At 45.2% G+C, this 20,252-nt stretch carries 19 protein-coding genes; 9 read left to right on the top strand and 10 right to left on the bottom strand.

Going from position 1 to position 20,252, the window contains the following annotated elements; genetic code table 11:
• Window positions 1-65: 65 nt before the first annotated feature.
• From EHO57_RS01680 to ilvA, 4 genes are all read left to right on the top strand, one after another.
• The gene (locus EHO57_RS01680) at window positions 66-1,625 is read left to right on the top strand and encodes an MFS transporter (protein WP_210410075.1); all 1,560 of its coding nucleotides are present in this window, start codon (window positions 66-68) and stop codon (window positions 1,623-1,625) included.
• Window positions 1,626-1,651: 26 nt separating this feature from the next.
• Complete coding sequence (locus EHO57_RS01675; RefSeq protein ID WP_135647047.1) at window positions 1,652-2,107, top strand: SRPBCC family protein; 456 nt, start codon at window positions 1,652-1,654, stop codon at window positions 2,105-2,107.
• A complete protein-coding gene (locus EHO57_RS01670; protein ID WP_246050443.1) occupies window positions 2,091-2,237 on the top strand; it encodes a hypothetical protein in 147 nt (48 codons plus the stop codon). The genes EHO57_RS01675 and EHO57_RS01670 overlap by 17 nt, the downstream gene beginning before the upstream one ends.
• A gap of 198 nt (window positions 2,238-2,435) precedes the next feature.
• Window positions 2,436-3,980 carry a threonine ammonia-lyase, biosynthetic gene (ilvA, locus tag EHO57_RS01665; RefSeq protein ID WP_425460757.1) on the top strand — a complete coding sequence of 515 codons (1,545 nt, stop codon included), beginning with the start codon at window positions 2,436-2,438 and terminating at the stop codon, window positions 3,978-3,980.
• A gap of 39 nt (window positions 3,981-4,019) precedes the next feature.
• On the opposite strand, the gene EHO57_RS01660 is transcribed toward ilvA, so the two are convergent.
• Window positions 4,020-4,349 (bottom strand): DUF971 domain-containing protein, encoded by a 330-nt coding sequence (locus EHO57_RS01660; protein ID WP_135647046.1) that lies wholly within the window; start codon window positions 4,347-4,349, stop codon window positions 4,020-4,022.
• 1 nt (window position 4,350) lies between these two features.
• Window positions 4,351-6,573 (bottom strand): archaetidylserine decarboxylase, encoded by a 2,223-nt coding sequence (gene asd, locus EHO57_RS01655; RefSeq protein ID WP_135647045.1) that lies wholly within the window; start codon window positions 6,571-6,573, stop codon window positions 4,351-4,353.
• 161 nt (window positions 6,574-6,734) lie between these two features.
• On the opposite strand from asd, the gene EHO57_RS01650 reads away from it, so the two are divergent.
• Entirely contained in the window at window positions 6,735-7,571 is an 837-nt protein-coding gene (locus tag EHO57_RS01650; protein ID WP_246050442.1) for an LIC_11366 family protein, read from the top strand.
• A 7-nt stretch (window positions 7,572-7,578) separates the two neighbouring features.
• Here the strand turns inward: EHO57_RS01650 and EHO57_RS01645 are convergent, their stop codons facing one another.
• From EHO57_RS01645 to EHO57_RS01620, 6 genes are all read right to left on the bottom strand, one after another.
• Window positions 7,579-8,226, bottom strand: coding sequence for an START domain-containing protein (locus EHO57_RS01645; protein WP_135647044.1), 648 nt, complete (start codon window positions 8,224-8,226; stop codon window positions 7,579-7,581).
• 151 nt (window positions 8,227-8,377) lie between these two features.
• Complete coding sequence (locus tag EHO57_RS01640; protein WP_135647043.1) at window positions 8,378-10,549, bottom strand: 7TM diverse intracellular signaling domain-containing protein; 2,172 nt, start codon at window positions 10,547-10,549, stop codon at window positions 8,378-8,380.
• Window positions 10,550-10,633: 84 nt separating this feature from the next.
• Window positions 10,634-11,815: an acyl-CoA dehydrogenase family protein gene (locus EHO57_RS01635; protein ID WP_135647042.1), complete on the bottom strand. Its 1,182-nt coding sequence runs from the start codon at window positions 11,813-11,815 to the stop codon at window positions 10,634-10,636.
• Window positions 11,816-11,961: 146 nt separating this feature from the next.
• Window positions 11,962-12,546, bottom strand: a complete 585-nt coding sequence (locus EHO57_RS01630) for a hypothetical protein (RefSeq protein WP_135647041.1) — start codon at window positions 12,544-12,546, stop codon at window positions 11,962-11,964.
• A 12-nt stretch (window positions 12,547-12,558) separates the two neighbouring features.
• Window positions 12,559-13,746 carry a sterol desaturase family protein gene (locus EHO57_RS01625; RefSeq protein ID WP_135647040.1) on the bottom strand — a complete coding sequence of 396 codons (1,188 nt, stop codon included), beginning with the start codon at window positions 13,744-13,746 and terminating at the stop codon, window positions 12,559-12,561.
• An 11-nt stretch (window positions 13,747-13,757) separates the two neighbouring features.
• Window positions 13,758-14,543 (bottom strand): SDR family NAD(P)-dependent oxidoreductase, encoded by a 786-nt coding sequence (locus tag EHO57_RS01620; protein ID WP_135647039.1) that lies wholly within the window; start codon window positions 14,541-14,543, stop codon window positions 13,758-13,760.
• A 180-nt stretch (window positions 14,544-14,723) separates the two neighbouring features.
• Between EHO57_RS01620 and EHO57_RS01615 the strand changes: the two genes are divergently transcribed.
• Complete coding sequence (locus tag EHO57_RS01615; protein ID WP_135647038.1) at window positions 14,724-15,377, top strand: glutathione S-transferase family protein; 654 nt, start codon at window positions 14,724-14,726, stop codon at window positions 15,375-15,377.
• Window positions 15,378-15,505: 128 nt separating this feature from the next.
• Entirely contained in the window at window positions 15,506-15,742 is a 237-nt protein-coding gene (locus EHO57_RS01610) for a hypothetical protein (protein WP_135647037.1), read from the top strand.
• 39 nt (window positions 15,743-15,781) lie between these two features.
• On the opposite strand, the gene EHO57_RS01605 is transcribed toward EHO57_RS01610, so the two are convergent.
• Window positions 15,782-17,743, bottom strand: coding sequence for a M3 family metallopeptidase (locus EHO57_RS01605; RefSeq protein WP_135647036.1), 1,962 nt, complete (start codon window positions 17,741-17,743; stop codon window positions 15,782-15,784).
• On the opposite strand from EHO57_RS01605, the gene lsa23 reads away from it, so the two are divergent.
• Together lsa23 and EHO57_RS01595 are read left to right on the top strand one after the other, a co-directional pair.
• Window positions 17,738-18,439, top strand: coding sequence for a surface adhesion protein Lsa23 (lsa23, locus tag EHO57_RS01600; RefSeq protein WP_246050441.1), 702 nt, complete (start codon window positions 17,738-17,740; stop codon window positions 18,437-18,439). The genes EHO57_RS01605 and lsa23 overlap by 6 nt on opposite strands.
• Before the next feature lie 70 nt (window positions 18,440-18,509).
• Window positions 18,510-19,688: a MaoC family dehydratase gene (locus tag EHO57_RS01595; protein ID WP_135647035.1), complete on the top strand. Its 1,179-nt coding sequence runs from the start codon at window positions 18,510-18,512 to the stop codon at window positions 19,686-19,688.
• A gap of 222 nt (window positions 19,689-19,910) precedes the next feature.
• Here EHO57_RS01595 and EHO57_RS01590 read toward each other — a convergent pair whose 3' ends face one another.
• Window positions 19,911-20,225 (bottom strand): ATP-dependent Clp protease adaptor ClpS, encoded by a 315-nt coding sequence (locus tag EHO57_RS01590; protein WP_135588587.1) that lies wholly within the window; start codon window positions 20,223-20,225, stop codon window positions 19,911-19,913.
• Between the last annotated feature and the right edge of the window lie 27 nt (window positions 20,226-20,252).

Below are 20,252 nucleotides of genomic sequence, written 5' to 3'. Positions count from 1 at the left end.
ATCTCTGCGATTTGTCCCAGTGCTGTATTAGAATTATATAAAAAGGTACATTCAGAATGTCTGAAATAAAAACTGAAAACACTCGAAAAGCTACAAAGAAAGAGTGGATCGGCTTGGCGGTAATTGCGCTTCCTTGCCTGCTATATGCGATGGATTTAACGGTTCTTTATCTGGCTGCTCCTCAGTTGTCAGCAGATCTAAACCCTACTCCGTCCCAACAATTATGGATCATGGATATCTATGGATTTTTAGTCGCAGGCTTTCTCGTGATCATGGGAAATCTAGGAGATCGAATTGGCCGTCGTAAACTTTTGCTTTATGGAGCCGCCGCATTCGGGGTTGCTTCAGTGCTTGCCGCATTTTCTCCGAGTTCCGAAATTTTGATCCTAACCCGCGCGATCTTAGGGATCACTGCAGCGACCTTGGCTCCTTCTACTCTATCCTTAATTCGTAATATGTTTTTGGATCCGGAAGAAAGGACATTCGCCATTGGCATTTGGGGAATGAGCTTCTCCTTAGGTGGAGCGATCGGGCCACTTGCAGGCGGTGTGCTGTTGGAATATTTCTGGTGGGGTTCGGTCTTCTTGATGAGCGTGCCAGTAATGATCCTTCTTCTGATCGTAGGACCTAAACTTCTTCCGGAGTTTAAGGATCCAAATTCAGGAAAGATGGATCTACCGAGCGCCGTGCTTTCTCTAGTGTCCGTTCTATCCATTATCTACGGATTAAAACAGATTGCAGAGAACGGTTTAGGAACTGTCTCCATCCTCACGATTGTCGTTGGGCTTTTAGTAGGAGCGGTCTTTATCAAAAGGCAAACTGTTCTGGAAGATCCGATGATCGATCTTCAGTTGTTCAACCTTCCAGTATTCACCGCTGCAGTAATAGGAAATACGATGACCATCTTCGTAGCCTTGGGAACCTTCTTGTTCATTTCCCAATACTTGCAATTGGTCTTAGGCCTTTCTCCTCTGGAAGCAGGACTCTGGACTCTTCCCGGCGCAGTCGGCAACGTAATCGGCTCTCTTGCCATCCCAATGATCGTGAGAAAGATCCGCCCTTTACATGTGATGTTAGGCGGTTTGGTCTTACTTGCAATTGGAATGTACATGTATTCGCTTATCGATTCTTCGAACGGGATCTGGGTCATTATAGTAGGTTCCTTGGTCATGTCCCTTGGAATATGTGCCGTAGTGATCCTTGGAACGGATATCATTGTAGGCTCGGCTCCCCCTGAGAGAGCCGGAGCGGCAGCTTCCATTTCCGAAACCGCTGTGGAATTCGGAGGAGTGCTTGGGATCGCAGTCTTAGGAAGCATCGGGGTTGCGATCTTCAAGTCCAGGATCAATGCGCTTTCCCTTCCCGGACTTACTCCGGAGCAAATGGAAAACTCCCGTAATACCTTGGCCTCGGCGGTTGCTGTTGCGAAAGAACTTCCGGAACCAAGTAGACAAATACTTCTGAACACTGCGCAAGGTGCATTTACGGATTCACTACATTTTGTATCTATCCTAAGCGTGGGGATCTCTGTTGCGTTAGCCTTGGCGATCTATTCTATCTTAAGAAATAGAAAAGAAGCGGAAGGAACTCCCGAGCCTGCCGAGTTGGATAAAGTAACTAGATAATATTTAAAGAATATAAGGAAAACTGAATGAAGGCAGAAATATCCGTTGTTGGAAGAGAAATTACCGGGACCAAGTTATATGACGCTCCGAGGGAAATGGTTTGGGACGCCTGGACAGACCCGAAGCAAGTGGCGATCTGGTGGGGACCGAACGGTTTTACCAATACCGTCCACGAAATGAGCGTACGGCCCGGAGGGATCTGGAGACTGACAATGCACGGTCCCGACGGGATCGATTATCCGAATCTGATCCAATACATAGAAGTAGTAAGACCGGAGAAACTGGTCTACGATCATGGAGATGACGTTAACCCTAAACAATTCCATGTGACCGTTCTATTTCAAGAAGAAGGCTCCAAGACCAGACTTACTATGAGATCCATATTCCCTTCGGAAGAAGAGGTCAGAAATCTAGGCGATTTCGCTCTCGAGGGACTCGGATCCACATTGGAACGCCTACGACAATTTGTGGAAAAGAAGTAACAAACCTCAAACGGAAATTCAGGTCCGCGCTCTTCCGATCAAAGTGGATCCGGAACTTTTCCCGGCGATCGAAGGCATGACGGAAGGTTGGACCCAAACCCTGGAAAGGCTTACGGCGATCTTCAGTTAGTCTAGTGAAGAAAATAAACATTAAGGAAACAAAATATGAAAGTGAATCCCTTGCAAATACTGAGTTTTTGGATCATCATCTTTCCGTTTCAAAAGAAGAAACCCAGATCTTAAAGGAAAAGTGAAAAGATCCTTATCGGGTCAAAAAATCTTTGGAAGTAAATCCGAGTAAGTTGAAACCTATCCCTAAGAGCGATTTTTGCTCTTAGGGATTCCAAGAGTGATCGATTATATCCGAAAAATCCTAGATGCGAGAGTGTACGATATTGCAGTCCACACTCCTCTCGACAATATGACCCGCCTTTCTCAGAGACTAGGCTCTTCTGTTTTACTCAAAAGAGAGGATCTGCAGCCAATTTTCTCCTTTAAGATCAGAGGAGCCTATAACCGGATCTCTCACCTCTCGGAAACGGAAAAAAAGAAAGGAGTGATCTGCGCCTCCGCAGGAAATCATGCCCAAGGTGTTGCGATCTCCGCTCATAAACTCGGGATCCGTGCAGTCATAGTCATGCCGATCACCACTCCTTCCATCAAAATAGACGCAGTGAGATATTGGGGAGCGGAGATACTTCTCTACGGAGACACCTTTGACGAGGCCTATTCCCAAGCGAGAAGCCTGGAAAAGAAAGAAGGATTAGTATTCATTCACCCGTATGACGATCCGGACGTGATCGCAGGCCAGGGCACAGTTGGCATGGAAATCTTACAACAGTACCCGGAGCGGATCGAAGCGATCTTCGTTCCAATCGGAGGCGGAGGCCTTGCAGCAGGCGTCGCTTCCTATATAAAATTCCTGCGTCCGGAAACGAAGATCATAGGAGTGGAGCCAGTGGATGCTGCCTCTATGAAATCCGCGATAGAAAAGGGAGAAAGAGTGATCCTAGACCGGGTCGGTCTGTTTGCGGACGGAGTAGCGGTCCGCCAAGCCGGAGAAGAAACATTCCAAATTTGTAAAGAACTCTTGGATGATGTAATTGTCTCTAACACGGACGAGATCTGCGCCGCAGTAAAAGATATTTTCGAAGATACGAGAGTGATCGCGGAACCTGCAGGAGCCCTTTCCTTAGCGGGACTCAAAACCTATGCGGCCAGTCATCCGGACAGGAAGGGTGCATTGATCGCGATCAATTCGGGAGCAAATATGAATTTCGATCGTTTGCGCCACGTAGCAGAAAGAGCCGAATTGGGAGAAGCAAGAGAGATCCTTCTCGGAGTGACTATTCCGGAAAAACCCGGTAGCTATCTTAGATTCATTCAAGTCCTCGGAAATCGAAATATTACGGAATTCAATTATAGATATTCTTCCGATAAGCAAGCTCACGTTTTCGTAGGCTTAAAATTAGCAAACGCTCACAAGGACAAAGAAGAAGTCGTCTCTCAATTGAAAAACATAGGCTACGAAGTGATAGATATCAGTGCCAACGAAACTGCCAAGCTCCATATCCGCTATATGGTAGGAGGACGGACCTCCGATCTAAAAGATGAGATCATCCTTAGATGCGAATTTCCCGAAAGACCGGGAGCGCTCTTACGATTCTTAGAGGGAGTCGGCTCCGATTGGAATATTACGCTCTTCCATTATAGGAATCATGGCGCGGATTACGGAAGGGTTCTCGTGGGACTGCAAGTACCGTTTTCAGAGAAAGTAAGATTCAGCGAGCGACTTCAGTCCTTAGGCTACCCTTATGAAGAAGAGACTGAAAACCCTGCCTACAGGATGTTCTTAAAAGAACGATCCGAATAGGACCTCATCCTATACTTTAAAGAAATCTAAAGTATGGGCTCAGGGTTTTCCGAGGTCCCCTTCTTCTCCTTGAGCGTATAGCCTGAGAGAATCGAAACTATAGATACCGGTATTGTGATAATCTCCCCAGACCAGGTTTACTGCGTATCTTCCTACCTTTGAGAAAGAAAGAAGCTTCGCCTCCTTGATGTTTCCGGTAGTGGCCCCAACTTTTCCTCCGTGTCCACCCCTGCAGACTACGCAAGGACATCTTCTTCTCAATTCTAAGAGGGAAAATTCGGAGAGGACTCCGTCCTTCCATTCTATTCGGAGTGTTTCTTCGTCGAAACTAATGATATCCGGAGTAGTCGCTTTTAAACTTAAGCTCATCTTATCTAGGCAGCTTCAGGATCTGTTTGCGAAAGGTCCCGATCGGAGTTCCGTAAGTGATCTTTTCGTTCACATGCAGATCTGCAAAATCGAATGTATCCCGTTCCAGGATGAGAATGACAGTAGAACCCATTTCGAATCTTCCAAGCTCCGCGCCCTTCTCGATCATGATGGAAACATCCTTATAATCTTCTTCCTTAACGGTCCTGATCAAAGTATTCGTGATGATCTTTTTGTCATAGGTGACTCGGATCCTTCCCACATTCGAGGCTCCCACCTTGATCACCGCTACGAGCCCGTATTCAGTCTGGAGGAATGTGATCAATCTTTCATTCTTAGGGAATAAACCTCTGATCCCGAACACTGCCAATTCGTTCACCGGAAAGAGTTTCCCAGGTTCATAATAATATCCTAATATTCTCCCGTAGGCCGGCGAATGGATCCTATGATAATCCTGAGGGGAAAGATAGAAGGTGATATATTTTCCGTTCTGGAACTTGGAAAGGTATTTCTCCCCGCCCAAAAGCTCCTTCAAATTATAATCCACTCCTTTAGCCTGCAGGATCACCTGATCGTTGATGTCCCCAAAACCGGTGATCTTTGCATCCACAGGAGAGACCGCCGCGTTCTCTCCGGAGTCGATGATCCTTGCACCTGCCTTCAAGGCTCTGGTAAAAAACTGATTTAAGGAATTGTATTCCTCAATTTCCAAAGCGGCTTCGTTTACATTGATCTTATAAGCCTTAGCAAATGCCTTCAAGATAGGGATCATGATAAAGCGGGGAAGACGCAAAGATGCCAGTATCCCGAAAAGTAGGGAAACCAGGTTCTTAGGCAGAATGGAAAGAAGAAGCAGATAAAAATCCTTGAAGATCTCATAACGTGCTCCTCCCTCCAAGAATTTGCGTAGCTCAGCCTGAGCCACCTTTGCCAAGAGAACCAAGCTGATCAGCACAGGAACTGCAGTGATCAAAGCGAGTCCATATCCTACCCCGAAGATCTGCAGTAATACTTCTTCTCCGTATTTTACATAGGCATAGGCCGAACCGAGCAAGGAGGCGATAAATAGGATCCGATATGCGTTCGCAAATTTTTCTCCGAAAATATACCTAGCATTTTGTTCTCCTGTGTAAAACCAACCGGAGATGGCAACAATGGTAAATACCAGGAAGGAAAGGATTAAAGCGAGTCTCGCAGGGTCAGTAGGTCCTTGGATGACAATGCTCAAGAAGTTACGGACCGAATCCAGATCCTTTACTCCGAAGGAGTATAACGCATAGATGACCAGAGTCGCCATCACGAATCCTTCGAAGAAGGTTGCGAGCATACTCACGATCCCTTGCTTTGCGGCGGAATCCGTGCGTACCACTCCGGCCACTCCCGCACTCTTACCTATCCCGGTCTCTGTGGAGAGGAAAAACATTCCGGTTCCTGTACTAAAGATCCTCGCAAGCGAGAATCCTCCTCCGAGCAAAACGGAAAGAGGCTGAGTTGCATCCTTGCCTACCACTTCCAAGAAAGAATAGAAGTTCGTAAGATGATCCCGAAATAAGAGGATATAACTTATGAAAAACAGGATCAGCCCAATGGGAGCTAAATAAGAAGATACTCGTCCGATCCTGCGGATGCCACCTAATACGATAAAAACGACAACGATAGACACAAGGACTGGCACAGTCATTCCTTGGATATCTAGACCGTTATGTGCTAGGAATGTGGCGCCCAAGATAGGAATGGATCCACCCATAGAAAGCACAGTCAAAAGACAGGCCAAAGAGAAAGCGATCGCGAGCCATCTTGCCTTCAGTGCTTTTTCGATAAAATACATGGGTCCCGAAAGATAGCGACCGCTCTCCAACTTGATCCGGAAACGGATCGCAAGAGTAGAAGAAACGAAACGAAGAGGCATGATGAGAAAACTAGAAAGCCAGATCCAAAGAAGCACTCCCGGTCCGGCAAGCACCAAGGCCAACGCGGAGCCGAGCACGGCGCCCGGTAATAAAGAGGAACCAGTTCCTGCATAGAAAGCTTGCGAGTGTACTAAGCGACCTCGGGAACCTTTGTAATCCATGTTTCCCGAAAAAATCTTTATCGCTAAAAATAAAAATCGTACTTGAGGGAACTTTAATCGAAATGTGAGGTACAACCCAATGAAGAGAAGGAAATAGAAATAGGGCTTAAGTAGATCCAGGTCCAAGAATGGAAAAAGTTTAGTAGTCAGCATCTCAGGTCAATATGTCCTTACAAATAAGGCTTTTAGAATTTAACCCCGGGAAAAACCTAAGCTTGCCGGGTTCCTACACAGTTTTCATGCATCGAATCCCAAAACCACTCATTTTTAAAATTAGCGACTGTCCTAAAAGCCATCCTTTTTACCTGGGATTTTTGGCCTTCCTCAGCCTCATGATTTGTTCCTCTTCTCTGCGTGCAGAAGATGAAACCGTCACTCATCCTAAATTGAAAGAACTTCCGGAGAACAAGGTTCCTGAAAAAGCGGATCGTTGGGAATTCGGAGCAAGATTCGGCTTCGGCTTTAGAGGTCCCAATCGATTCGATCAAAACCTGAACGGATTTACTTCCAATTTAGATCCCAGGATCCCGAGCCAAACAAAGGTGCATAATACTCGCGGAATGTACCAAGAAGAGTTTCTTGCGAGAACACGATTTGGAGAAGGATTCAAGGTGGGATTCATAGCAGGATCCAGGACCTTCGATAATTTCGGCATCACGAATCTTACCTCGGAACCATTCTATACGAGACTGGATTTTCAGATGTACAGTCTCTATTTCTTGGGAATGGTCTGGCAGGAAGGAAGATTGAATCGATACTTCCGATGGGAAACGGGACTAGGGCTCGGTTATGCGAGAGCTGCTTGGCTCACAAATGGATTCGCAACCGACGGAAAGAGCTATTACCAAGAAAACGGGGACATGAGGGGAAATGGTTTGGAATTCCGTTTGGAAGGAGCCTTGAATACTCAAGTCAACGATTCGGTGACTCTCAGCTTCGGTGCCTATCTTTCCTGGATCAATATCACTTCCTTTGACGGCTCCTTTAATGGAGACACCTCCAGTTTCTATGTCAGACAAGACGGAAGAGTCACTCCTTTAACGGAATCCAATAACCAAAGTAATATTCTACTATCGAACCAATTCTCCAGGAAATTGGATATGCAGTCCGCTTATGGCGGACTGTTTTTCGGAGTAAATTACAAATTATAAATATAGTTTACTTAGGCGAAGTCGGATCGATCAGATCCGGATGCTTAGGTGCATTCTTATATTTAGGATCTTCTACCTTATCTTTCATTTTCCTTAGGGTTTCGTAAGGAATATCGACGACTACGAAATTCGCTATTGAGGTAGGAATGCTTCCTCCCGGTTCGCTATGGACTTGGTAGGTAACTTCGACACCGTCGCTTACCGGAACGAATTTCCAGTATCCTTTGATAGTGCCTCTAACGTAACCTTTCTTTTCGGGGACCACATTCGCAACGGGTCTCATTTGATAGGTAACGGCTCCGGTGTTTTTGTCTTGGATCAGAGTGGAATGTATTACGAAATCGCGATCATCTAATGGCCAAGGCACTCCGTTCAGGATGTAGATATATTTCTCTTTTGAATTCAAGACTTTGACAGCTTCCGATTTTTTACAATCCTTCAGCCAAGTGGTATAATTCGGATTGTCCTCCATAAGAGCGACGATCGTGTTCAGATTCGTTTTGAGCTTTGTCTTTCCTCTAAACTCTTTTAATTCGGAACCTTCGACCGATCTAGTGTGGACCGTAATCCCGTTCTTATCCTTCTCCAAATCCCAGGCAAACATCTGCGCCGGAAGAAGAAGGAGCGCCACTAGTAAGCATATTCCTTTTCTCATAAATACCATCCTATCTTTTGCTCGTTCCAAAGAACTTTCATCCGACAATTTTTTATTTTCTAAAAATTTAAGATCAACTAGAAAAGAAGAATGGATCGAAAGGAATTGGACAAATAAAGAGCAAGAAAGGAAAGGGTATTTAAACGTTCGTTCAATCTATGTCTAAAAAACTAGGCTCTCTTTTGTACTTCAAAGGCTTCTGTAGATATTTAATAAGAAGGACCTTATTTCCCTTATCGTTGAACTTCACCACATCGAATACTTTACGGGTCATCATGATCCCTCGCCCATGAGTAAAGCTCTCCTCGTTCAGCTTATCCCCGTCGATATTCAAGACCTTCTTAAAATCGAAACCGTCTCCCTGGTCCTCAATCTCAAATCCGATCCTCTTTGCATTCAGCGAGTAGGCAACCGTCACACTTCTTGCCCCGTAGAAAGCCTCTCTCTGTCTCTTTTGGATGAATTCCATATAATTTCCGGACTTCATGGATTCTGTCTTCTCATCGAAGCTAATCCCTAGATTTCCATGCTCGATCGCATTGATCAACACTTCTCTCACGCAGGTTCGAATCGCTGTAATCACCTCGGAACCGGTAAACTGGCTCAAATTGGAAGTCAACTGACGACTCAGGATATCAGCGTTCCTAAGATAATTATTCACGGTAAAATGCATGCTTTCCGAAACCAAAAAGCGAGAAAGAATATCTTCTGAGATCTCGGAAACCTTTCCCAAGACCATTCTACCGGATTCACTCTCGAAAGACTGTAAACGGATCTTTACAGGTTTAGGTTCCATTACATATTTCTGTTTGAATTCGGAATGGAACTCGACTGTCTTTCTCGTCTTCAAGTGTTCCTGCAGCTTTTCCTCCGCAAGAAGAAGAACGATCGAATCCTCTTGTCCTTCTACAGAATAGATCAGATCCAGAAAATTCTTCTCCTCCACTTCAAGAGGACGATAACCTGTGAGACGGGAGAGTGTACGATTTGCATCTTTGATCTTCCCCTCTTGGTCCAATGTAAGAAGAAGTTCCTCCGCTCCCTCGAATAAATTCCGAAATCTTAACTCCGACTGTTCGATCGCGTGCTTGGCATCGTTCAGATCCTCCACCTTAGAAGAAAGATCCTTGGAAAGGCTATTCACTCTATCCGCCAAAGCCAATGCCAAAAGAAGAACATGCAAAGAAGTCCCAATCTCTACTCCCCAATAGGCGATCGTGAGATGATGAGAGACCCAATCCGAGAATCTAAGAACGAAAAGAAGAGCACCCGATACCAAAGCGATCCACGCACCTAAGAAGAACAAAGCCGATCGAAGATTCCGAGTAAAGCCTTGGATCCCCAAGTATAAGATTGCTCCAAACGTGATCGTAGATAAAAAGATATAGATCGCAAGTCCGATCCCGAACGGGATAAAATAACCTAGAATAGTCAGTATATAAGATAAATTAGATATTACTTTGAGTATTCTGTCGGAGCCGGGATAATTCTCACCCGCATCGAAATAGCACCGTACAAAATTCGCAGTCATCCCTGCCACAAGGAAACTAAAACAAGTAACTATATTGCTTGCCCAGTCCACTGCATTCGGCCAAAAGAATTGGAATGCATAACCGTTCAAGGACCATTGCACCAATATTCCGGAGGCTACATATAAAAAGAAGGCGAGATAGGTCCTTTCCCTTGTAGATAAGAATAGGAACAAATTATACAAGGCCATCACCATCAAGGAACCGAAATAAAGTCCGAGAAGGATCTGTTCATTGCTGATCTTAGGAAAGAAGTCTTCTGCCTTATATGCAAAAACCGTAAAGTTTACGGAACTCTTTGTCTCTATTTTTAAATAGACCGTATCTTTTTCACCGGATCTCAATTCCAACGGGAAACTAGGAAATCGATATTGGATCGGTCTTTCCCGAAATGGGATTCTATCCCCTCCTCGAAAGATTACTGTGTCCCCCTTCGATCCCAAAAATAATTCCACGTGATCCAGTTGACTATAGTGAATCTCCAAGATCCAATCCACAGTCTCGGAAGAAAGATTTTCGACCGGTATCCGGAACCAATGCACATGGGAGGAATAGCCAAGAGAAGAACCGGTGAGAGGAATAAATTTTTGCCTTCTCATTTCTGCGAAGGAGGTTCCCCCTTTTTCATCGATCCAAACCTCCGCAAAAGGAAGCATGGAGGTGCCGTCTTCCGGAAGAGAGCTGGGATCGAAGGAAAAAATAGGAAGGCTATAGAAGAATAGAAAGGCGGTTGCAACGAGCCTGAAAAAAACCCGAAGAACGTCCGTTGCCAGTCTGTTAAAAATCTCTTTCACTCTATCGAAAACCGGAGGGAAAACTTTGACTGGGCCTCCCGCTGCACGCAAGTCAAAATTCTCTCTCCGGAAGGAAAGAAGAAATTACGCTTTCTTAACTTTAGAAGCGGCGTCCTTAATGAGTCCGGCTGCGATCTCGTTTCTTTGGATCTGGCTCGTTCCCTCATAGATCTGCAAGATCTTAGCATCTCTATAAAATTTTTCGACCGGATATTCTTTGGTATAACCATATCCTCCGAAAATTTGCACTGCATCGGAAGCCACTTGCACGGAAGAATCGGAAGCATAGCATTTCGCCATTGCCGAGAATTTCGCAGCATCCTTATGGAAGGATTGGGCGTACACTCCCGCCTTATAGGTGAGAAGCCTAGAACCCTCTATCTTGATGGCCATGTCGGCAAGCATGTGCTGGATCGCCTGGAAAGAAGAGATCGTAACTCCGAATTGCTCTCTTTCTCGAGCATATTCGATCGCCGCGTCAAATGCTCCTTGCATTAAGCCGACTGCACCCGCTGCAACTGCAGGTCGAGAAAGGATCAGTGTCTTGAACGCATGCAAGAATCCCATGTTTTCCTTTCCGCCGATCAGGTTCTCCGCAGGGACTTCGCAATCCTCCATGATCAGCTGTCTTGTTTCTGAGCAGCGGATCCCCAATTTGTCTTCTTTCTTTCCGAAAGAAAATCCCTTGGTCCCTTTTTCGATCACGAAACAGGAAATCCCTCTTGGGCCCCTATCCTTATCGGTCATTGCAAATACAGTATAAAGATCTGCTTGGCCGGCACTACTGATCCATTGTTTGGTTCCGTTTAGAACGTATCGATCCCCTTTCTTCGTAGCGGTAGTGGCCATAGCAGGCACATCGGATCCTGCTCCCGGCTCGGACAATCCGAACGCAGCGGTCTTTTCCCCGGTAGCGAGAAGTGGGAGCCATTTGTCTTTCTGCTCCTTGGTACCTCCCACGTCGATAGGAAGGGCTCCGAGTTTTGTAGAAGTAAACGCGGTATTCACTCCCAAGCATCCCCAAGAAACCTCTTCTGCCAGAACGATACCACCCATCATCCCATAGCCCAAGCCTCCATGCTCCTCGTCGAATAGAGCCTGATAAAGACCTGCTTCTTTAAATTTCTGTAATATAGCTTTAGGATACTCGTTATTTTCGTCATAATGCATCCGGTTCGGGACAACTTCTTTTCGGACCACGTCCCTAACCAAGTCTCTGAGCTGTAGTAATTCTTCCGGTAAATCAAATTGAAATGCTGAATTCAAGATCGCCTCCTGGGCCTCTATTTTTCGAACCGTATGGTCGGATTCCTGTGCAAGAATGCAAAACCGGACCGCATAGAGCAAGCAAGCTTATGGTAAAAGAGCTTGCAAATATTAGTTTTATACGCTAACTAAAAGGGACTGAACCCTCAGAAGGTTGCAGATAGAAGCCAGGCCACGATCGCCAGATACAAGAGGCTCGTCAGGAAGAATTGGCTGTCTGCTTCATAAGCGGATTTCTGGATCTGAGACTGACCGAATCTTTTCTTAGTCTCTTCGAATTCCAGGCCAAGTTTCTTAGTATCTCGTAAGAACAGTCTCTCCCCGATCCTGAATTGCTTGCCTTGCTTATCTTTCAAAAGAAAGATCGCAGTCCGATTGAAATGGAACATGTAATAAGAAGAGATCTCGGTCCAATTCAGTTTCCAGGCGGTCCATGCCGATCCGAAGAATCGAGGGAATATCCTCAATTCTACACCTTCCTTATCTAGGATCACCTTTCCCTTTTGCACGGAATATAGGAAGGCAACCACGCAAAGAAATACCGAGATCAGTTTGTATTCCTGGCCTTTCAGAAAAGAAAGTACATTAGAAAACCAAGATATAGAATCCAGATACCCGCGAACCGCCGCAAATTCCAAAATCCGAAGAGGAATAATAATACTGACCAAATAGATGAGCGGACGGATGGTAATAGGACGGACCTCGTATACGAGTTTATCTGTTTCGTTCAATCTTGATCTTCCTTAAGAGAATTGGATAAAAAGAATACAACCCAGAGCGGCAAACTTCAAAACTTCCCATCTCCAAACATTCTTTCTTCCGTCCCATAAGAGTCCCAAAGAAAGAAGTGCGAGAAGGAACCAAAGTCCAAAGCCTAAGAAAACCCCTGTTTGCACTTTTCCTAATTTAATGAGTTTTAATAAATAAACCGAAGAAGCCGCAAGAAGTAAAAATTGCAGTATCCCGTACAATTTAGCCGATCCGGAAATTTGCGGGTCGTATTTTCTATACTTAGCACGATCGATTTCCGGGATCTTCTTCTCCCCACCTAAAGAGTTCGGTCTCCAGTCCGGCTTCTTGACCAAAAGAAGGAATTTATCCTTCCAGCTTGGAGTGCTCTTCACTAGCTCCCAAAGCGAAATGTATACATGGAAATTCGCCCAGATCGGATTGAAGGTAGGCAGAGGCTCTGTCAAACCATAGATCGGCTCCTTCTTCTCCTCCGCGTATGTACCGAACCATTTGTCCCAAAGAATGAGGATCCCACCATGGTTCTTATCCAAATATTCCGGATCTCTTCCATGATGCACCCTATGATGAGAAGGAGTGAGAAGAACCTTCTCCATCCAACCCAATTTTCCGATAAGCCGAGTGTGGACCCAGAACTGATAGATCTTCAGAAGACCATGACAAAGAAAGAACATCCACCAAGGAATTCCGAGCAGCGCTAAAGGAAGGTTGAAAGCATACTCGAAAACCCTTTGCACCATGGATTGGCGCAAGGCCACAGTCAGATTGAATTCTTCGCTCGAATGATGAGTGACATGACAGGCCCAGAGAAAGTGCACTTCGTGAGTAGCCCTGTGGAACCAATAGTAAATAAAATCCACGGCAACCAAAACAAAGGCCCAGGCAAGAAAAGCGTCTCCCCGAAAAAACCAACCGTTCCCATCCCTTCCCAAAGGAGAAGCACTCGGAAACTCGGATACATGGAAGATAGATTGTAAAGAGAAGAATATCCTAATTTTCTCATACAGGAACAAGGCGCCGATCGTGATCAGCACCCCGCTCATGGAGTAAAGAATACCGGTGGCTAGATCGGTAACCGAATCGTTCCAGCGGTAGACTTCCTTTCTTCTTCCCCAGAGAGATTCCAAAAGCACAAGCCCAAGGAAGAAGGGAACTGCCTTATCTATCAGAGATTCTTCCATACGAGTCCTTATTATCGATTTGCAGTATTCAGGAACTTAGCGAGTTTTCTCACAAGAAAGCGAGGAGTAATGCGAACGGATTGGGCCATGACCTTATTCGCGATCCCGGAGACAACTACCGCCTTTCCGGATTTCACTCCATTGTATCCTACTCTTGCTACGTATGCAGGATCCGCTTGCGGAACTAAGCCGCTATTCAGGATGGCGGACTTATCCATTTCCGCTCTTTTAAAGAATTCTGTTTTAGTAGGACCTGGACAGAGACAAGTGACCGTTATGCCGTCTTTTCGAACTTCTTCCGCAAGCCCTTCCGAGAAGAATAGAACGTACGCCTTAGATGCATAGTAATTCGTCATCAGTGGACCGGGTTGGAAGGCGGCAGTCGAGGCGACATTCAAGATCTTACCGGAATGTCTCTCCCTCATTTCTTGGACAAACAAATGAGTCAGCTCTACGAGAGAAGTAACATTGACCTGGATCAGATCCAATTCTTCCCGAAGATCCAAAGCATGGAACTTTCCGTTCGTACCAAAGCCTGCGTTATTGACTAAAAGATCCACAAGGGCCTTTTTCTTCTTAGCAAAGTCGAAGATCTTTTTAGGCGATTTGGGATCCGAAAGATCGGCGGAAAGGATCTCTACTCCGGCTCCGAGACTCTCCATTTCTTTTTTTACCGAATTGAGGGTCTTGGTATTTCTTGCTACTAGGATCAGATCGTATCCGTCCTTAGCTGCCAGTTTTGCGATCTCATATCCGATCCCGACAGTTGCGCCGGTAATCAATGCGGTTTTTTTCATGCTACTTACAATTTCCTTTCAAAAGAGACCTGCTCTCTCGTTCGGTTGCCAATATTAGATTCGGATTTGTACTTAGGAAAGAAGAAAATGGGATCGACCAGGTAAGAAGGAACGAACATCTACCGCAGATCTGAAAAAGGCTTTACCGTTCCGGTTCTACTCGTATGATCTTGAACTCTTATGATGAAGCTCTACGGTTATCCGATCAGTAATTATACGAATAAAGTCAAATTGGCACTCTTAGAAAAGGGCTTGGAGTTCGAGGATGTTCGCATAGGATTTTCTCAAGAGGAAGAATTCCTAACGAAAAGCCCGATGGGAAAGATCCCGTATCTGGAAGTGGACGGGAAGTATCTCTTCGAATCCCAAGCCATCCTAGAATTCCTGGACGAGGCCTACCCGAATACGAAACGATTGATCCCTAAAGATCCTTTCGAAGCAGCCCATGTTCGCTCCATCATATCCGTGATCGAGAATTATATCGATATTCCCGCCCGCAAGATCTATACGAAGATCGTAGAAGGTGTGGAGATCACTCCTGAGACAGTGGAGTCCGCAAAACGATCCATGCAAAAGGGAGTAAAAGCTCTTTCTAGGATCGTGAAATTCTCGCCCTATATCGCAGGAAAGGAATTCACTGCAGCAGATTGTTCCGCATTCGCCACCTTTTCGATCATTAACGATCATATTGGAGATTGGATCCATCCGAATCCTTTAGACGCTCTTTCCGGCTTAAAGGAGTATTTGGAAATGATGTTAGCCGATCCAAACGCTGCCAAGGTGGATAAAGCGAAATCCAGCGTAATGAAAGCCTTAAAGAGAATTCGAAAATAATTCTCAACTGAGCCGATCTCTAGATTTTTGTGCGCTGCGCTTCTTTGACCGGAAAATCATAGGGAAGACACAGTTTCAAAAAATCTGGTTGACTGGTCCGGTTCGCAAATTAACTTGCTGGTGTCTTTATGGAAGCAGAGAAAGTCATTTCCGTCCCGATCAAAGAACTTCCTCATTTAAAAGTGATCCTAGCCGGATGGTACAATTTTTTAAAGGATAGTTACGATCAAAAAGCGATCGATGCAAATTCCTTCAAGGACTCTCTTAAGACCAATGTGGTCTATAATATAGATTCAGACCAGATCGAATTGCTCCTTTCCGGAACTGAGCAGCTGCTCCAGAATTTCCGAAAAAAACTCTCTTAGAACTTTTCGATCTTTCCTGTAGAAATTGCCTAAGGTCCCTTAGGCAACTAAATCATATAATTTTAATAAAGCATCCGGCTCGGGATCTCTCCCCAAGAATCTCTTGAATAGGACCATTGCATTTTCGGAGCCACCCTTCTCCAAAACCTCTGTCTTATATTTCAAAGCAAGGTCCTCGTCGAAGATCCCCTTGGAACGAAAGGCGAAGAATGCATCCGCCGCAAGCAATTCCGCCCATTTATAACTGTAATAGCCAGCCGCGTATCCTCCGGAGAAGATATGGCCGAACCCATTCTGGAATTTATTATAACTAGGCGGGGTCATCACGCTAACTTCTTTGCGGACCTGATCCAGAATGTTTTGGACTTCTTCTTCGGAATGTTTTTGTAAATGGATGCGTATATCAAAGATGCCGAACTCTAATTGTCTCACGACTCCCATTCCCGCCAGAAAATTCTTGGTATCCTTCAACTTTTGGGCAAGCTCGCTAGGCATTGGCTTACCTGTCTCATGATGGTATGCAAAGAAGCTTAAGACCTCCGGTTCATACGCAAAATTCTCCAAGAACTGAGAAGGGAACTCCACAGCGTCCCATTCTACTCCGTTGATCCCACTCACAGGAGGCTCGTCTATCTTCGCGCAAAGATGATGAAGTGCATGGCCCATTTCGTGGAAGAAGGTAACGACATCGGAATGTTTGAGTAAAGAAGGAGCCCCTTCCTTGGAAGGAGGAAAATTACAGATCACAAATGCAGAAGGAAGAATGCGCTTGCCTGTGAGCTGGTTGCGAGTCTCCCAATGATTCATCCAGGCACCGCCCTGCTTATCCTTTCGTGCCTCCAGATCCAGATAAAGACGGGCCACGGTTTCCTTTCCGTTCTTTACATGAAATACTTCCGTTTTAGGGTCCCAGATAGGAGCTTCCGCCCTTTCGAATTTCAGTCCCAGCAATTTCTCTAAGAAGGAAAAAGCGCCTTTGACTACGGTATTTTTCTCAAAATAGGGTCTTGTCTCTTCTTCGTCGAAATCATATAAGGATTTCTTTAATTTCTCGGAAACATAAGAAGAATCATAGGCCTGCAGATCTTGTATTCCTAAACCCTTGGCAAAGTTTTGCAATTGGATGAATTCCTTCTGAGCGACCGGCCTAGCCATCTTTCCGATCTTCTCCAAGAAAGAAAGGACCTGCTCCGGAGAATCTGCAACCTTAGTCGCTAAGGAAGATTCTGCGTAATTCGGATACCCTAGGATCTTAGCGGATTCATCTCGGAGACTCAAGATCTCTTCCAGGACTTTGCCGTTTTGCGGAGCTCTGGTCACATAGGCCTTATATAACTCTTCTCTCTTAGAGCGATTGCTCCCGTAAGCCATATAAGCGCTATAGCTCGGGAACTGAAGAGTGAAAGTATAGGTTCCGTCCTCATTTCTGTACAAGGCCTTATCGGATTCGGGGAGTTCCTTTACATCTTCCTCGGAATCTATCTTTAATTCGAAGGAATTGGTAGCGTCCAAAAGATTTTGGGAAAATTGATTTTGCAGATCGGAGAGACGAAGATGGATCTCTTGGATACGATCCTTCTCCATTGTAGGAAGTCCTACACCTCCTAACTTGAATTGGAGGATCGCATCCTCTAATACTTTTGCCTTGGGGCGATCTAGAACCTTCTTCTCCTTTTCATAAATACCGGAATAGGCCTTGTAGAGTTCCTCATTTTGGCTCAGTTCCGTATAGAATTCTGTGATTTCCGGAAGGATCTCGGTATAGTTTGCCTGTGTCTCCTCGCTATTCTTTACGCTGTTCAGGTGGGAAAGAACAGTAAACTCTTCCTGCAATTCTTCCATTACATTGTTTAAGGGTCGTATTACAGACTCGTAATTCGGATCCGACTTTGCCAATACTTCGGTCAATACCTGGCGAGCCTGTCCAATCTTTTCACGGACCAATTCCTTCTGAGAAGAAAGCTGAATATTGGGGAAGTCTCGAAACAAAGAAGAATGCATGGTTTACATGCTTCCAATTACTTGGATGGAAAGCATCTATTTTCCATCTTGACAAGATTGAAAAAGTCATTCGAATTCGGCCTTGGTCTCGTTCTTATGAAAGCGTATTTACTTCTTCTTGTCCTATTCTTAGTGATCGGATGTCAATCTCCTCCTCTTCCTGAGTTCAAACCTCCCGACTCGGTCTGTCCGAAAACGGATCTTCTTCTATTATCCCAGCCGGAGATAGATATCAGATCAGGCAATAGTCTAATCGCTGTTTATTGTAAGAATGATATCACTCCTTCCGGATCGGAATGGGAAGTGAGCCTGGTCTTCGAAGACGAGATCCATCCGAATTCCTGGAAGGATTTTTTCTATAGGATCTATAGAAGGATCAAATACGGAAGGAATTACGATATAGAATCTTTCACGATCCATCTAGAACCGGATGGTAAGACATTTCAATTGGATCTGAAAAACGTGTATTCTGGAAGCCAAACCTTCTACCAAGATCCTGTGGAACATAAGGATAGTGTTCTTGCTTCCGCTAGCCTGGAGAATAAGAACGCTCTACCCATCGTATATGTGAATACTTGGAACCATATGTTTGGGGAGAAGGATATGAACCCCGATCTTCAAAAACAGGAGCATCTGCTCTCCGAGTTTCGATTCGGTTCCAGGCGACAATTGGATCTGTATTTCGGATCTCGCTAGCCGAAAAAGCCTTTTCCGAGAAAAGCGGCCCGAAATCCTGGAAGAAACTAAAAGAAGAGGCAGGATCTCTATGTCAAAAATCCCTACTTCCCCCTTTGCGGAATTGGGTCCAAAAACTCCAGTAGACACCGGAAAAGTGAAACGGGGAATTTACGGCAGATATCTGGAAGAATTTACAGAAGGAGCTATCTTCGAGCATCCTAGGGAACTTACGATAGATCGTTCTTTCGCACAAGAATTCGCAACCACATACATGGAAGCGAACCCTCTTTATCTCTCCGCTCCATACGCTCAGGCTCACGGATTCAAGGACTTATTAGTTTCCCCTTTAATGGTGTTTAACGTAGCACTCTCTCTGGGAGTTCAGAACGATTCTGAAAAGGCTCTTGCCAACCTCGGATACTATGATGTTCAATTCTTGAAACCCGTTTATCCGGGAGATACGCTTTCCGCTAAGACCAAGATCCTAAAAATAGACGATAAGGGTGCGGATAAACCAGGTATCGTTCACGTTAGAACTCTTTGTTTGAACCAAAACAGGGAATTGGTCCTTCAATATGAAAGAAAGATCATGATCTATCATTCTAATGGAAAACCGAAAGGAACTCCTAAGCCTGTGATCAAGGATGCGTTTTTTCCTGAGACAGATAGTCCTAACATAGACCTGCCAGAATTAAAGCTTCCGAAAGGATTCGAGACTTCTACTTGGGCGGATACTTATTTCGAAAGCTTCGAACCGGGACAGATCTATATCCACCAAAACGGAAGAACGATCACCGACGAACATTTCGCGTGGACATATAGGGTCGGGAACACTCACCCACTTCATTATGATAAATTGTATTCAGCGGGAATTTCCGGCCCCATGGGAGGAGAGCCAGTGGTATATGGAGGACTTGTTTTCGCATGGCTTTGCGGACTTGCGTCACGCGACACCACTGAGAACGTTCTCTGGGATCTTGGCTTTACCGAAGGATATCATACTCAGCCTTCTTTTAGCGGAGACACAGTGACTGCGATTTCCAGGGTTCTTTCCGTGAAAGATAGAGGAACTGAATTCGGAATTCCTGCCGGAGAAGTCCATATCCAATTCATCGGGCTCAAGAATATCAAGGCGAACGACGCCTACGAGAAATTCGGAGCAGACCTGTTCTTGAAAGAGAACGATAAGAAGAAACACGGAAAAGAAAAACTTCCTGAGAAAATCTTCGAGATCGAGAGAAAGATCTTAGTTAAGAAGAAATTCTAGGCCAGCGTCATTAGAGGAACGGAACTTCCGTTCCCCACGCAATTCAAGCGAAGCACGCCCCCACCCAATCTCGCGACCCATAGGAAGCGAGATTACCGGTATCACTTGGAATGGTGTTCTGCTCTCTACGGATCGCAGAACAGGTTTGCTGAACCAAGTGAAGCAAAATTTCAAATCTTGAAGTGAGATCGAAAGTAACAGTTCCCACATGGTGGGAACTTCTTAGCTTTCTAATGTTGCGCTCATAGAACCCTTGGAGGCAGGAAGCAATGGGTCGGGTCCGTAATTTAAGATAAGATCTTGGATATGCTCTGCATGTTCCAACTCGCCCGCAAAGACAACAGTCTTCTTTTGGGCATCCACTTCCACAGCATGACCGAATGCCTGCTCAGGTGTCATCTTGCATACATCCATGAGCATGGTGATCACATATTCGTACGTATGCTCATTGTCATCCCAAAGAACGACTCTCCAAGGTCCTCCGGTATAGACCGGGTCTTCCGTGGTTGTTTCTTCTACTGTGGGGGAACCAGGCATAATGTAGAACCGAAAGACTGGCGATCC

The sequence above is a fragment of the Leptospira langatensis genome (assembly GCF_004770615.1).
Taxonomy (GTDB): domain Bacteria; phylum Spirochaetota; class Leptospiria; order Leptospirales; family Leptospiraceae; genus Leptospira_B; species Leptospira_B langatensis.
This window is presented reverse-complemented; position numbering and strand designations above follow the sequence as displayed.

What these genes read in the sequence shown, in the direction of transcription:
- EHO57_RS01675 (WP_135647047.1), top strand. Translation starts at nt 1,652, where the DNA reads ATGAAGGCAGAAATATCCGTTGTTGGAAGAGAAATTACCGGGACCAAG.
- EHO57_RS01660 (WP_135647046.1), bottom strand. Translation starts at nt 4,349, where the DNA reads ATGAGCTTAAGTTTAAAAGCGACTACTCCGGATATCATTAGTTTCGAC.
- asd (WP_135647045.1), bottom strand. Translation starts at nt 6,573, where the DNA reads ATGCTGACTACTAAACTTTTTCCATTCTTGGACCTGGATCTACTTAAG.
- EHO57_RS01645 (WP_135647044.1), bottom strand. Translation starts at nt 8,226, where the DNA reads ATGAGAAAAGGAATATGCTTACTAGTGGCGCTCCTTCTTCTTCCGGCG.
- EHO57_RS01625 (WP_135647040.1), bottom strand. Translation starts at nt 13,746, where the DNA reads ATGGAAGAATCTCTGATAGATAAGGCAGTTCCCTTCTTCCTTGGGCTT.
- EHO57_RS01620 (WP_135647039.1), bottom strand. Translation starts at nt 14,543, where the DNA reads ATGAAAAAAACCGCATTGATTACCGGCGCAACTGTCGGGATCGGATAT.
- EHO57_RS01615 (WP_135647038.1), top strand. Translation starts at nt 14,724, where the DNA reads ATGATGAAGCTCTACGGTTATCCGATCAGTAATTATACGAATAAAGTC.
- EHO57_RS01610 (WP_135647037.1), top strand. Translation starts at nt 15,506, where the DNA reads ATGGAAGCAGAGAAAGTCATTTCCGTCCCGATCAAAGAACTTCCTCAT.
- lsa23 (WP_246050441.1), top strand. Translation starts at nt 17,738, where the DNA reads ATGCATGGTTTACATGCTTCCAATTACTTGGATGGAAAGCATCTATTT.
- EHO57_RS01605 (WP_135647036.1), bottom strand. Translation starts at nt 17,743, where the DNA reads ATGCATTCTTCTTTGTTTCGAGACTTCCCCAATATTCAGCTTTCTTCT.
- EHO57_RS01595 (WP_135647035.1), top strand. Translation starts at nt 18,510, where the DNA reads ATGTCAAAAATCCCTACTTCCCCCTTTGCGGAATTGGGTCCAAAAACT.
- EHO57_RS01590 (WP_135588587.1), bottom strand. Translation starts at nt 20,225, where the DNA reads ATGCCTGGTTCCCCCACAGTAGAAGAAACAACCACGGAAGACCCGGTC.